13 protein-coding genes are annotated in these 13,032 nt (G+C 69.4%); 5 read left to right on the forward strand and 8 right to left on the reverse strand.

Translation table 11 applies throughout. The features are described from left to right. Positions 1 to 172: 172 nt before the first annotated feature. From M7D61_RS01325 to M7D61_RS01340, 4 genes are all read right to left on the reverse strand, one after another. Positions 173 to 832 (reverse strand): ComEA family DNA-binding protein, encoded by a 660-nt coding sequence (locus tag M7D61_RS01325; protein ID WP_298226827.1) that lies wholly within the window; start codon positions 830 to 832, stop codon positions 173 to 175. Between the two features lie 101 nt (positions 833 to 933). Beyond that, on the reverse strand, positions 934 to 3,477 hold the full coding sequence (gene leuS, locus M7D61_RS01330; protein WP_298226828.1) for a leucine--tRNA ligase: 2,544 nt from the start codon (positions 3,475 to 3,477) through the stop codon (positions 934 to 936). Between the two features lie 11 nt (positions 3,478 to 3,488). Then, positions 3,489 to 4,697 (reverse strand): anthranilate synthase component I family protein, encoded by a 1,209-nt coding sequence (locus M7D61_RS01335; RefSeq protein WP_298226831.1) that lies wholly within the window; start codon positions 4,695 to 4,697, stop codon positions 3,489 to 3,491. A 20-nt stretch (positions 4,698 to 4,717) separates the two neighbouring features. After that, on the reverse strand, positions 4,718 to 5,305 hold the full coding sequence (locus M7D61_RS01340) for a TetR/AcrR family transcriptional regulator (RefSeq protein ID WP_298226833.1): 588 nt from the start codon (positions 5,303 to 5,305) through the stop codon (positions 4,718 to 4,720). 158 nt (positions 5,306 to 5,463) lie between these two features. Between M7D61_RS01340 and M7D61_RS01345 the strand changes: the two genes are divergently transcribed. Both M7D61_RS01345 and M7D61_RS01350 read left to right on the forward strand, forming a co-directional pair. After that, positions 5,464 to 6,549, forward strand: a complete 1,086-nt coding sequence (locus M7D61_RS01345) for a phosphatase domain-containing protein (protein WP_298226834.1) — start codon at positions 5,464 to 5,466, stop codon at positions 6,547 to 6,549. Positions 6,550 to 6,621: 72 nt separating this feature from the next. Then, entirely contained in the window at positions 6,622 to 7,026 is a 405-nt protein-coding gene (locus M7D61_RS01350) for a hypothetical protein (RefSeq protein WP_298226836.1), read from the forward strand. A gap of 123 nt (positions 7,027 to 7,149) precedes the next feature. Here the strand turns inward: M7D61_RS01350 and M7D61_RS01355 are convergent, their stop codons facing one another. Then, positions 7,150 to 7,329 (reverse strand): hypothetical protein, encoded by a 180-nt coding sequence (locus M7D61_RS01355; RefSeq protein ID WP_298226838.1) that lies wholly within the window; start codon positions 7,327 to 7,329, stop codon positions 7,150 to 7,152. A gap of 37 nt (positions 7,330 to 7,366) precedes the next feature. Between M7D61_RS01355 and M7D61_RS01360 the strand changes: the two genes are divergently transcribed. From M7D61_RS01360 to M7D61_RS01370, 3 genes are all read left to right on the forward strand, one after another. Then, positions 7,367 to 8,284, forward strand: coding sequence for a substrate-binding domain-containing protein (locus tag M7D61_RS01360; protein WP_298226840.1), 918 nt, complete (start codon positions 7,367 to 7,369; stop codon positions 8,282 to 8,284). 76 nt (positions 8,285 to 8,360) lie between these two features. Then, positions 8,361 to 9,119: an ATP-binding cassette domain-containing protein gene (locus M7D61_RS01365; RefSeq protein ID WP_298226841.1), complete on the forward strand. Its 759-nt coding sequence runs from the start codon at positions 8,361 to 8,363 to the stop codon at positions 9,117 to 9,119. Continuing rightward, positions 9,116 to 10,396, forward strand: a complete 1,281-nt coding sequence (locus tag M7D61_RS01370; protein WP_298226842.1) for an ABC transporter permease — start codon at positions 9,116 to 9,118, stop codon at positions 10,394 to 10,396. The genes M7D61_RS01365 and M7D61_RS01370 overlap by 4 nt, the downstream gene beginning before the upstream one ends. Positions 10,397 to 10,454: 58 nt before the next feature. On the opposite strand, the gene M7D61_RS01375 is transcribed toward M7D61_RS01370, so the two are convergent. The 3 genes from M7D61_RS01375 to M7D61_RS01385 form a co-directional block, all read right to left on the reverse strand. After that, a complete protein-coding gene (locus tag M7D61_RS01375; protein ID WP_298226844.1) occupies positions 10,455 to 11,162 on the reverse strand; it encodes a phosphatase PAP2 family protein in 708 nt (235 codons plus the stop codon). A gap of 156 nt (positions 11,163 to 11,318) precedes the next feature. Then, positions 11,319 to 12,488: a CaiB/BaiF CoA-transferase family protein gene (locus tag M7D61_RS01380; protein WP_298226846.1), complete on the reverse strand. Its 1,170-nt coding sequence runs from the start codon at positions 12,486 to 12,488 to the stop codon at positions 11,319 to 11,321. Beyond that, complete coding sequence (locus M7D61_RS01385; RefSeq protein WP_298226847.1) at positions 12,485 to 12,889, reverse strand: OB-fold domain-containing protein; 405 nt, start codon at positions 12,887 to 12,889, stop codon at positions 12,485 to 12,487. The genes M7D61_RS01380 and M7D61_RS01385 overlap by 4 nt, the downstream gene beginning before the upstream one ends. Positions 12,890 to 13,032 lie beyond the last annotated feature (143 nt).

The following is a 13,032-nucleotide window of genomic DNA, read 5'->3' on the forward strand; positions in this document are numbered from 1 at the left end:
GCGCCGGCGGCCGCGGCGCGATGCCGCACACCGAGCAGTGCCCACCCCATGAGCGCACCGGCGAGGACGATCGCCACCGCGCACCACAGCCACCCGGCGTGCGGCCAGGCGAGCGCACCGGCTGCGGTCGCCCAGCAGGCGGCCGCGGCCGGCACGAGCCGAAGATCGCGCATCACACCCTCACCAGATCGACCAGGGCCGCAAAGGTCTTGTCGCCGATGCCGGTGACGTTCTTGAGGTCGTCGACGTTCGCGAAGCCGCCGTTCGCCTCGCGCCACGCGATGATGCGCTGCGCCATCGCGGGCCCGACGCGCGGCAGCGTCTCGAGCTCGGCGGCGGTGGCCGTGTTGAGGTCGATCTTCCCGCCAGCGCCGGCTGGCGCGGCCCCAGAGACGCTGCCCGCAGGCGCACTGGCCGTGCCGGGCTGCCCCACCGCGGGCACCACGACCTGCTGACCGTCGACGATCCTGGCCGCGAGATTGAGGCCCGACCGATCGGCCTGCGCCGCGAACCCGCCGGCGGCCGAGACCGCGTCCAGCACGCGCGCGCCGGCGGCGAGCTCGTAGAGGCCGGGGTGCCGCACCCGGCCGAGCACGTGCACCAAGGCGACCGCCGGCGCGGTCCGCGCCGCAGTCACCCGCGGAATCGACGTCGGCGGCGGCAACGTCTGCGTCGAGGCGCCGGGGGTGAGGAGTCCTGCCGCCACCGCAGCGCCGACGCCGCCGAGGACGAGCACCACCGCCGCGCCGACCGCGAGGCGGACCCGGCCCGGCGCCCTCACCGCCGACCGCTTCAGGATGCCTACCTCGGGGGGCGCGTCGAGCCGGGTCACGCGGCGAAGCTAGGCACCGCCATCGGCCGCACCCGTCCAGGGTCCGGAATCGGCGAGCACGCCGATCGCCGCGTCCACCTGTAGAGGACTAGCGCGAACCCCTACACCGCGCGGGTGGCGATGTTGACGATCTTCGGTGCGCGCACGATGACGTTCACGATCTCTCGTCCCTCGAGGGAGCGCACCACGCCGGCCGTCGCCCGCGCCAGCGCCTCGAGCTCCTCGGCGCCGATCTTGGCACTGACCTCGAGACGGTCCCGCACCTTGCCGTCGACCTGCACGATCGCCGTCGTCGAGTCCTCGACGAGCAGCGACGGATCGGGCTTGCGCCACTGGGCGAGGGCCACCGTCGGCTCGTAACCCAGGAGCGCCCACATGTCCTCGGCGGTGTACGGCGCGAACGGGTTCAGCGCGAGCGCGATGACCTCGGCCGCCTCGCGCACCGCCGGGTCGGCGGGGCCCGCGCCCGAGTCGATCACCTTGCGAGTCGCATTGACGAGCTCGATGATGCGCGCAATGGCGACGTTGAACTTGAAGGACTCCATGAGGCCGGGCGCATCGGCGAGGAAGTGGTGCGTCTGCCGCCGGAGCGCAGCGTCGCCATCCTTCCAGACCGCATCCGGCGTGCTCGACACATCGCGCGCCACCCGCCACGCGCGCGCCAGGAACCTGGAGGACCCCGACTGCGAGACGTCCTTCCAGTCGACGTCGTCCTCGGGCGGGCCGGCGTAGGCCATCGTCACCCGCAGGGAGTCGGCGCCGTATTCGTCGAGCTGAGCCTTGAACTCGACGAGGTTGCCCTTGCTCTTGCTCATCGCGGAGCCGTCCATGAGCACCTGGCCCTGGTTGAGCAGCGACGTGAACGGTTCGGTGAAGTCCACAAGGCCCCGGTCGAAGAGGAACTTCGTCATGAAGCGCGCATAGAGCAGGTGCAGGATGGCGTGCTCGACGCCGCCGACGTACTGATCGACCGGAGCCCACTTCGACGCCTCCGCGGGATCGAAGGCCTGAGTGTCGTCGTTCGCCGACAGGAACCGCAGGAAATACCACGACGAGTCGACGAAGGTGTCCATGGTGTCGCTGTCGCGCCGCGCCGCGCCGCCGCACCGCGGACAGGTCACATTGACCCAATCGGATGCCGCGCCGAGCGGGCTCGAGCCCTTCGGTCGCAAGTCGAGGCCTGCGGCATCCGGCAGCCGCACCGGCAGCTCGTCCTCGGGGACTGGCACGAGCCCGCAGGAGGGGCAGTGAATGATCGGAATCGGCGTGCCCCAGTACCGCTGCCGGGAGATGAGCCAGTCGCGCAGCCGAAAGTTCTTGGCCGGCCCTCCGATGCCCTTCTCCTCGAGAGTCTCGGTGATCTTCTTGATCGCGCTGGGCTTGCTGAGGCCGTTGAACGGTCCCGAGTTGATGAGCCGGCCCGTGCCGACGAGGGCCTCGCCGGTGGCGGCGGGGTCGGGCAGAACCGCGAGTGCGTCGATGACGTCGTCGGTGATGACGGATATCGCGCCGGTGATGGGCGCGGTGACGTCGATGACGACCTTGACGGGCAGAGCGAACGCCCGCGCGAACTCGAGATCGCGCTGGTCGTGCGCCGGCACCGCCATGATGGCGCCGTGGCCGTACTCGGCGAGCACGTAGTCGGCGGCCCAGATCGGGAGACGCTCGCCGGTGAGCGGGTTGATACCGTACCGGCCCAGGAACACGCCGGTCTTCGGGCGGTCGGTGGCGAGGCGCTCGATCTCCGTCGAGGCGCGCACCTTCTCGAGGTACGCCTCGAACTCCGCCCTGATCTCGGGCGTCGCGGATGCCACGAGCTCGGCCGCGAGGTCGGAATCCGGCGCGACCGCCATGAACGTCACGCCGTACAGCGTGTCGGGCCGGGTCGTGTAGACGGTCACCGGCTCGTCGCGGCCCTCGATGGTGAAGTCGACGTCGGCGCCGACGGAACGGCCGATCCAGTTGCGCTGCATGAGGAGAACGCGTGACGGCCAGCGGCCCTCGAGCTGGTTGAGGTCGTCGAGCAGGCGGTCGGCGTAGTCGGTGACGCGGAAGTACCACTGGGTGAGCTTCTTCTTGGTGACCTCGGCACCGCAGCGTTCGCAGCGGCCGTCGACGACCTGCTCGTTGGCGAGCACCGTCTGGTCGTTGGGGCACCAGTTGACGCTGCCCTCCTTGCGGTAGGCGAGGCCCTGCTCGTAGAGCTTGAGGAACAGCCACTGGTTCCACTTGTAGTACTCGGGGTCGCTGGTGTGCAGCTCGCGGCTCCAGTCGAAACTGGGCGCGTACTGCTTGAAGCTCGCCTTCTGCTGCGCGATGTTGGCGTAGGTCCACGCGCGGGGATCGACGCCGCGCTTGATCGCCGCGTTCTCGGCCGGCAGCCCGAAGGAGTCCCAGCCGATGGGGTGCAGCACGTTGAAGCCCTGCTGGCGCCAGTAGCGCGCCACGATGTCGCCGAAGCCGAACGCCTCGGCATGCCCCATGTGCAGGTCGCCGGACGGGTACGGGAACATGTCGAGCACGTACTTGCGGGGCCGGCTGTCGGCCGGATCATCGGTCGCGAAGGGGTTCAGGGCATCCCACACCGGCCGCCACCGATCCTGGATGGCGGCGAAGTCGTACTCGTTCTGCGGGGCGTCTGACACGATGTTCCAGGTTACCGGGCCGGGTGTCGGCCGCCCGCCACGGCCAGGGGCAGCGCGGCTTTGAGGAGCATCTCGTCGTACTCCCGTCCCGCGTCCGACAGCGCCGTGATCCCGCCGCCGGCGCCGACCGATGCGCCGTCGGGTGCGAACATGATCGCGCGGATCGCCATCGAGAGCCGCGCCGAGCCGTCGAACCCGAACGAGCCGAAGCAGCCGCCGTAGACGCCGCGCGGGCCGCGCTCGAGGGCGCCCAGCAGCGTCGCCGCGGCGAGCTTCGGCGCGCCGGTCATGGACCCGGCAGGAAAGGCGGCCGCGACGGCGTCCACCGCGGTCAGCCCTGCGCGCAGCTGCGCCGTCACCGTGCTCACCAGCTGGTGCGCCGTCGCGTAGGTCTCGACATCGAGCAGCCGCGTGACCGCCACCGTGCCGAGCTCGGCGACCCGCGCGAGGTCGTTGCGCACGAGGTCGACGATCATGAGGTTCTCCGCGCGCTCCTTGGGATCGGCGGCGAGCTCGGCCCGCAGCCGTGCGTCGTCCTCCGGTGTCGTGCCGCGTCGCCGCGTGCCTTTGATGGGCGAGCTCGTCACCCGGCCCGATGCCGCGACGGCGAGGAACTCCTCGGGCGAGGCGCTGGCGAGCGCGAAGTCGCCCGCCCTGATGAATCCCGCGGTCGTCGTCGGGCTCGCCGCGAGCAGTGCGACGAAAGCGTCGAGCGGCTCGGCGCCCGCCACGAGCGTCGCCTGGTCGGTGAGGCAGAGCTGGTAGGCGTCGCCGCGGGCGATCGCGGCGACGCAGGAGTGCACAGCGGCGAGGTACTCGGAGCGGGTGAGGCGCCACTCCCCCTCCACCGGCGACGGTCCGGTCTCCCTGGCCTCCGCTGCGGACCCCTGAGGCGCCCGCAGCACGACGGGCTCGTCGCAGCGCATGAGCACGACCTCCGGAGCCGCGCCGGGGATCGGCGGCGCCACGGGTGCGCCGATGTGGTGAGCGCCGAATTCGTAGCCGAGCCAGCCGTACCACCCGCCGCCGACTCCGTGCCCGGCGCCGTGGGCGAGCCTTTCGCGCAGCATCCGATAGGCCGGGGTGCGGAAGTCGCCGACGATGACGTCAGCCGGATCGCCCGCGCCCATGAGGTGCGAGCCATCAGGCTGGACGAGCCAGAATGCGTACGGCGCGCGGCCGAGGCGCTCGCGGAAAACCGCGGCCGGGGAATCCGTCACGACAGCGGGCAGCGCTTCGCCTAGCTGTAGTAGGAGCCGAGGTACGCGCGCACCATGCGGCGCGCCTCGACGATGAAGCGCTCGTCGGCGGCAGTGCCCGGTGCTGCGAACGCGCGGCCCACGAGCGAGCTCACGATCTCGGCGCAGCACGCCAGGCGCAGCACCAGCTCGTCGCCCTGCGGCAGCGCGTAATCCTCGACGAGGATGTTGGCGGCGAGCTTGGCGAAGAAGTCGAGCTGGCTCTCGTCGAACGGGGTGCGGGTGCCGCCGCGCTCGGTGTCGAGGAAGCGGGTGATGCGGAACCCCTTCTCGCAGCGGTACATGTCGGCGTAGGCGTCGATGGTGAGGTCTACGACGGCGTCCCAGGAAGCCGGCTTGAGCAGCTCGATACGCTCGACCGCGAGAAGCCGGTAGCGGTACGTCGCACGCTCGCGAAGGCTCTGCAGCAGCGCGATCCGGTCGGGGAAGTAGCGGTAGACCGTTCCGATCGACGCGCCTGCGCGTTCGGCCACCATTGCGGTGGTGAGGCGGTCGAAACCGACCTGGTCGACCACCTCGGCGGCGGCGTCGAGCAGGGCGTCGATACGCGTGACGCTGCGTTCCTGCACCGGTTCGGTCCGAACGGTCGGAACGACCGGGCGGTGGGGGCGATTGGCGAGTTCGTGAATCGGCATGGTGGATCTCCAAGGCCTCTCTGTGCCGTCGGGGAGGGCGCGCTTCGGGGTGACGGTGGAAAGCGCTTGAGTGAGTCTAAGCACACCTCAATATGAGCCGTGCCAGGGTTGTCTCGATGGACACGGCGAGCGAGCGACGCATGCACCGGGCCGCACGCATCGACGATGCGGTGAATCGGTTCCGCGCCGCCCATGCGCGCCGGCGCGGCTACCGCCCGATCGTCATCCCCTACGTCGGCTACGGCTCGCCCACCTGGGTGCGCGTGCTCGCGCGCGTCGTGCTCGCCGCTCCCCCGCCGGCCATGCCGCCGCGCCGCGAGCCGCGCGTGCGCGGATGGCGCAGCTTCATGGCCGTGCCGGCCAACGGGGTGCCCGTCGTCGCCGTCATCGCCGGGGTCGAGCACGTCCTCCACCCCGACCGGGGCGGGGTCATCGACGAGGTCGTCGACGCGACCCTGCCGCCCGGCACTCACACGATCGAGCTGCGGCCGACCGAGAGCATGGGGTTCACGACCGCGCAGGTGACGGTCATCGGCGACGAGGAGACCTTCGGCATCGTCTCGGACGTCGACGACACCGTCATGGTCACGGCGCTGCCGAGGCCGCTGCTCGCGGCGTGGAACACCTTCGTGCTCAGCGAGCACGCGCGAGTCCCCACGCCAGGCATGTCGGTCATGTACGAGCGCGTGCTCGTGCAGCACCCCGGGGCTCCCGTGCTGTATCTCTCGACCGGGGCGTGGAACGTCGCACCGGCGCTGCGCCGATTCCTCACGCGGAACCTCTTCCCGACGGGACCGCTGCTCCTCACCCACTGGGGGCCGACCCACGACCGGTTCTTCCGCAACGGATTCCGCCACAAGGTCGACACGCTCGAACGCCTGGCCCGCGAGTTCCCGCGCATCCGCTGGCTGCTCATCGGCGACGACGGCCAGCACGACGAGACCATCTATGGCGGGTTCGCGCTCGCGCATCCGGCCAACGTCTCCGGCGTGGCGATCCGTCAACTGACCGCGAGCGAGGCCGTGCTCGCCGGCGGACGCAAGAAGTCCGATGCGCGTACCTCACTGAGTGGCATCCCCTGGGTCTACGGGCACGACGGCTCGCACCTCCTCGCCGAGCTCAAGCGCCTCGGGGTCGTCGGCTCGCGCACGCCGGAAGGCGGCACGGGCGTGCCCTGACAGCCCTGACGACACGCTGGAGCGCGCCGATAGTCGGGGTGAAGCCATCCCTCCCGAGCTCAGGAGCGCACCGTGACCGTCGTCGAATCCTTCCACACGCAGACCTCACTCGCCGAGGCTTCGGCGGCGCCCGCTCCGGTCGCTGCTCCGAGCGCGCCGCCGATCCACGACGACGGCCCGATGCCCGCGGCGGCCGGGCCGTACCTCGATCGGCTCGGCAGCGTATGGATCCTCATGCCGGACGGCGGCTGGTGCTACGCCGCGACCGGGGTCCTGTACAGCAAACGACGCCGTGCCGACGTCACCCGCAATGCGCCTTTCACTCCGCTCTACACGCTCCAGGCCGCGGCCGCGGCCATCGCGGCCGAGGCCGACCGCGAGCACGCCGCCAGCGGCCGCTACAGCAACCTGATCGCCGACGACTCCGCGGTGCTGCGCCGCCTCGCCGCGGGACGTGCGATCGACGAGCTTATTTGACGAAACTTTCGGTTACGTAACCGTTACCGTTTGATTTCGCGGTTTCCGCTGCGCGGCGCGATTTTTGGGACGAAGATTTCAGATGCTTCCCCAACCGGGAGGCAGTCGAGGGTCCCCTCGCCTTCAATGAAGAAGCAAGGAGTTACGAGACGTGAAGCGCACTTCACTGATCGCCGCAGCAGCTATCGCCGGTGTTTCGGCGATCCTGCTGTCCGCATGCGCCAGCTCGCCATCCAGCAGCTCGCCGTCGGCAAGCACCACCGGTTCCACCAGCGCAAGCGGAAGCAAGACCGCGTGCGTCATCCTGCCCGACGCGGCATCGTCGCCGCGCTGGGAGACGTTGGACCGGCCCGACCTGCAGAACGCCCTTACGGCAGCAGGCTTCACCGCCAACATCCAGAACGCCCAGGGCGACACCGGCAAGTACGCCACCATCGCCCAGCAGGAGCTCGCTCAGGGCTGCGGCGTGATGCTGCTCGTCGACTACAACGGCGCCGGCCAGGCCGTCGCCGCGACGGCCAAGGCGCAGGGCATCCCTGTCATCGCCTACGACCGCCCGATCACCGGGGCCGACTACTACGTGTCGTTCGACAACGCGAAGGTCGGCGCGCTCGAGGCTCAGGCGGTCATCGACGGCCTCAAGGCCGCGGGCAAGAGCGTCGCCTCCTCGAGCATCGTGTTCATGGGCGGCGACCCGTCTGACGGCAACGCCAAGATGTTCCACGACGGCGCCCTCGCTGCCTTCCAGGCCGCAGGCCTGACCAAGCCCGCAGCGGAGCCGACCGGCGCCTGGGACCAGCAGAAGAGCGCGACCAACTTCGAGAACGCCTTCACCTCGCTCAACGGCAAGGTCGATGCGGTCTGGGTCGCCAACGACACGGACGCCGCCGGCGTCATCCAGATCCTCGACAAGAACCACCTCAAGTTGCCGGTCTCGGGCCAGGACGCGTCCATCGTCGGCCTTCAGAACATCGTGCTCGGCAAGCAGACCGGTACGGTCTGGAAGCACGTTCCGGATGAGGCCAAGGCCGCGAGCGACCTCGCGATCCAGCTGCTGAACGGCCAGAAGCCGACCGTCGCCAAGACGCTCTCCGACGGGACCCCGTATATCGCGGTCACCCCGGTCCTCGTCGAGGCGAAGGCCTCGGGCGATGTCCAGGACGTCGAAGCCGTCGTGAAGGCCGGCGACGCGAAGGCCTCCGACATCTGCAACACTGCAGCGCTCCAGGCCGCCTGCGCTACGTACGGCGTGAAGTAGACATCAACGATCACGAGGGGGGTTTTCGCGGGATTCCGGCGAAAACCCCCCTCCCCCATGTCGAAGGAGACAACCAATGGCAGAAGACGCACCTCTGCTCGAACTCACCGACGTCAAGAAGGCGTTCGGACCCGTCACCGTCCTGCGCGGTGTCCACCTCAGCGTCTACCCCGGCAAGGTGACCGCGCTGGTCGGCGACAACGGCGCTGGCAAGTCCACCCTCATCAAAGGTCTCGCCGGCGTTCAGCCCTACGACTCCGGCACGGTCGTGTTCAACGGCCACGAGGTCAACCTCACCAATCCGCGCCATGCCGCGTCCCTCGGCATCGAGGTGGTCTACCAGGACCTCGCCCTCTGCGACAACCTCGACATTGTGCAGAACATGTTCCTCGGCCGTGAGGAGACGAGCGGAGGGTTCTTCGACGAGGGCGTCATGGAGCGTCGCACCTCCGAGGTGCTGCGCTCCCTCTCGGTGCGCACGGTCGAGTCGGTGCGCCAGAAGGTCTCGAGCCTCTCCGGCGGCCAGCGCCAGACCGTCGCGATCGCGCGCGCCGTCCTCAAGGAGGCGAAGCTCGTCATCCTCGACGAGCCCACGGCCGCCCTGGGCGTGGCGCAGACCGAGCAGGTGCTCAACCTCGTCAAGCGCCTCGCCGAACAGGGCGTGGCGGTCCTCATCATCAGCCACAATCTCGCCGACGTCTTCAAGGTCGCCGACTTCGTCAGCGTCCTCTACCTCGGCGAGATGGTCGCCGACGTCCCGATCGCCGAGACCAGCTACGACGACGTGGTCGGCTACATCACCGGCAGCAAGACCTATGAGAGGGCTCGCGCATGAGCACGAAGTCGGTCCAGATCAGCGACGCAGCGCCCGACCCCATCGCCGACGACCTCATCGGCGCCGGCCAGGAGGGCACGCTGCTCGATCAGGTGCGCGGTTACTTCTCCCGCGTCCGCCAGGGCGAGATGGGCGTGCTGCCTGCCGTCGGCGGCATGGTCGTGCTCGCCATTCTCTTCACGATCCTCAACCCGCTCTTCATCACCGAGCGCAACTTCGCCAACCTCATGACCCAGTCGGCGACGCTCGTCATGCTGGCGATGGCGCTCGTCTTCGTCATCCTGCTGGGCGAGATCGACCTCTCGGCCGGCACGACCTACGGCGTCGCGATGTGCGCGTTCGTGGTGCTCGTCTCGGTGGTGCACGTCAACTGGATACTCGCGCTGCTCGCCGCGTTCGCGATCGGCCTCGCAGTCGGCGCGTTCATCGGCTTCTTCGTCGCCCGGGTCGGGATACCCTCCTTCGTCGTGACCCTAGGCCTGTTCCTCGGCTTCCAGGGCCTCGAGCTCATCATCATCGGCAATGGCGGCAGCTACGCCGTTCAGGTGCCGCAGATCCTCGCGATCATGAACAGCAACCTCCCCATCTGGGGCGGCTGGGTGCTGCTCGCCGTGATGGTCGCGATCACGATCGGAACCGGATTCTGGGACCGCGCCCGCCGCAAGCGGGCCGGTGTCCCGAACCGCGCCCAGGCGCTGCTCTGGGCGAAGGTCGGCGTCATCGTCGTCCTCGGCGGTCTCGCGGTGTTCTTCCTCAGCCAGAATCGCGGCGCGGTGAGTGACATCCGGGGTGTTCCGATCGTCGTCCCGATCGTGCTCTTCATCCTCTGGATCGGCACCTTCGTCCTCGACCGGACGAAGTTCGGCCGGTACATGTACGCCGTTGGCGGCAATGCCGAGGCGGCCAGGCGTGCGGGCGTCAAGGTCATCGCCATCCGGTGGATCGCCTTCATCATCTGCTCGACGCTCGCGGTCGTCTCCGGCATCTTCTCGATCGGCCAGGTCGGGTCGGTGGATGCCACGTCCGGGCGCGACATCGTGCTCAGTGGCGTCGCGGCGGCGGTCGTCGGCGGCGTGTCGCTGTTCGGCGGCCGCGGCCGCCTCATCCACGCCGCGATCGGCGCGGTGGTCATCTCGATGATCACCAACGGCCTCGGCCTGCTCAACCTGCCGGCCGGCGCGAATTACCTCGTCACCGGCGGCGTGCTGATCCTCGCCGCCTCCGTCGACGCGATCTCGCGGCTGCGCTCGGGCGGATCCCTGTTCAGCCGCTCGTAAGCCGCGCGCACGAGAAAGCCCCCGGCTCGAATGGCGAGCGGGGGCTTTCTCGTTGCAGCTACTTCGTACCGCGGCGCAGCGGGAAGCGACGGTCGAGGACCGCGGCGACACCGGTGGCGCTGGCGATCCAGGTGATCACGGCGAACGCCGCCCACGACCCGAAGATCCCGTAGATCGCGGCCGCGGTCACGTCATCCGGGTAGTGAGCGCCGAGATACATGCGCGCGAAGGAGACGGCCGCCGTCGCGACGAGCCCGGGCGCCCACACCCAGCGGACGTGCACCGTGCCGCGCAGCAGCAGCACGAGCGTGACCGCCAGGGATGCGATGAACACGACGTGCCCGCTCGGGAAGCTCGGGTCGACGTCGACGGCGCCCACGTGGTGGGCGATCGCGCTGTACTCCGGGCGCGGACGATGCACGATGAGCTTGACGATGTCGCTCGAGAGCCAGGAGAGACCGACGGTGAGTCCGGCTCCGAGCCCCACCGCGACGCTGTGGGCGACCCAGGCGACGACCGCCGCGAAGAGCACCCCGAGGACGATCGCGGGGCCGGGCGAGAAGAGCGTCGAAAGCCCGAGAGCCAGCGTGTCGAGCACCTGGTTGTGGTTGTCGTTGAGCGTCTGGATGAAGCCGAGGCCGTTGCTCTGGTGCTTCACGACGAAACCCCACGCCGTGATCGCAAGGATTGCGACCACGCTGACGATCAGCGCGACGACGGGATGCTGCAGTCGTCGCAGGAGAGTCGGTGTTGCCGAAGCGGTCACAGGAGAGCCTTCCGTCGGGATGCAGCGAGCCGACACCGATGCTGCCGCATCCGCGCTGATGGATTCCCAAGAACCGGCTGAGCAGGAGCGGGCCCGACCCGTCGCAGACGGCACCGATCGCGTCGCAGCCAGAGCGCTGCGTCGGCCGTTTTCGGCCTACGCCTGGACGACGGCTCCTGCTCGTACCAGCGCATCCACGCGCGCGGGCTCATAGCCCAGCTCGGTGAGCACCGCGCGCGTGTCCTGTCCGTTCGCCGGCGCGGAGGCCGGATCGGCGGGTGAGGTGCCGCTGAACCGTGGGGCAGGACGCGGCTGGAGCAGACCGGCGACGTCGACGAACGCGTCGCGCGCCTTCATGTGCGGGTCGTCGGGAACCTCGTCCGGCTCGAGAACGGGAGCCACGCACGCGTCCGATCCCTCGAATACCTTCGCCCATTCGTCTCGCGTACGGCCCGCGATCACCTCCGCGAACCGCGCCTTGAGGATCGGCCACCCCTGGCGATCCATCTGCGCGGGGAGGTCCTCCCCTGCGAGCCCGAGTCCGTCGATGAGCAGTTCGTAGAACTGGGGCTCGATCGCGCCGAGGGCCAGGTAGCGCCCGTCCGCCGTGCGGTATGCGTCGTAGAACGGCGCGCCGGAGTCGAGCAGGTTAGTGCCCCGCTCGGGCTGCCACATACCTGTGGCCCGCATGGCCACGAACGGCGCCATCAACACGGAGGCACCGTCGACCATCGCGGCGTCGACAACTTGCCCAACACCGGTGGTGCGTGCTGACAGGATGGCGCAGACGATGCCGTACGCGAGGAAGATTCCGCCCCCGCCGAAGTCGCCCACGAGATTCAACGGCGGTGTCGGCGGCTGCCCGGCTCGTCCGATGGGATGCAGCGCCCCCGCGATGGAGATGTAGTCGATGTCATGGCCGGCCCTCGGCGCCATCGGGCCGGTCTGACCCCAGCCGGTCATCCGTCCGTACACCAGCGCGGGGTTGCGCTCGAGGCACACATCGGGGCCGAGGCCGAGCCGTTCGGCGACGCCAGGGCGGTACCCCTCGAACACCGCCTCGGCGCTGGCGACAAGGTCGAGCACCGCCGCAACCCCCTCCGGATTCTTCAGGTCGACGGCGACCGACCGCTTGCCGCGGCCGAGCACGTCGAGCTTGGGCGCGGCGGCCTGCATCATCGAGCCACCGGTGGTGCGGTCGACGCGGATCACCTCCGCACCCATGTCGGCCAGCAGCATCCCGGCGAAGGGCCCGGGGCCGATTCCGGAGAGTTCGATGATGCGCACGCCGACGAGTGGTCCGGCCGGGCGGGTTGTCCCGTTCATGCGGTGGGGGTGAAGCTGTGGAGCACGGTCTCTACGTCGTCGGTGGTGTCGACGCTCGTGTGGACGAGGCGCATCTGTTCGCCGATCGTCCACGACTCGGGGTCCCCTTTCAGGGTGGTCTGGATCCTGACCCTCTCCGGCAGGTCCACCTGTCCGACGCCGTATCCTTCCGCGTCCAGCTGGGACTTGCCGAACATGGGCGCGTAGTAGATGAAGGAGTAGGAGTAGAGCACCCCGGACTGCGAAAGCTCCACATCGTGCACGGGGCCCAGACGGACCGGGTCGGCCCATCGGCGCGGGTAGAACGATTCCCCGTCCTTGTCGCACCGGCTGCCCAGCAGCACAGGAGCGTCCCCGTCCGCCCGGAACAGGTCCGGGTCCGCTGATCGGCGTTCGGTCACGACCTCACCGCTCCCTTTCATGATTGGTGTCAGAGTCCGAGGCGTTGCGCGAGGAGTTCCTTGTTCGCGGTCGCATCCCCGTACAGCAGCTCGGTCGCCTTGGCCCGCTTGAAGTACAGGTGGGAGTCATCCGCCCACGTGAA

Source organism: Gryllotalpicola sp., assembly GCF_027352875.1.
In the GTDB taxonomy this organism is placed as follows: Bacteria; Actinomycetota; Actinomycetes; order Actinomycetales; family Microbacteriaceae; genus Gryllotalpicola.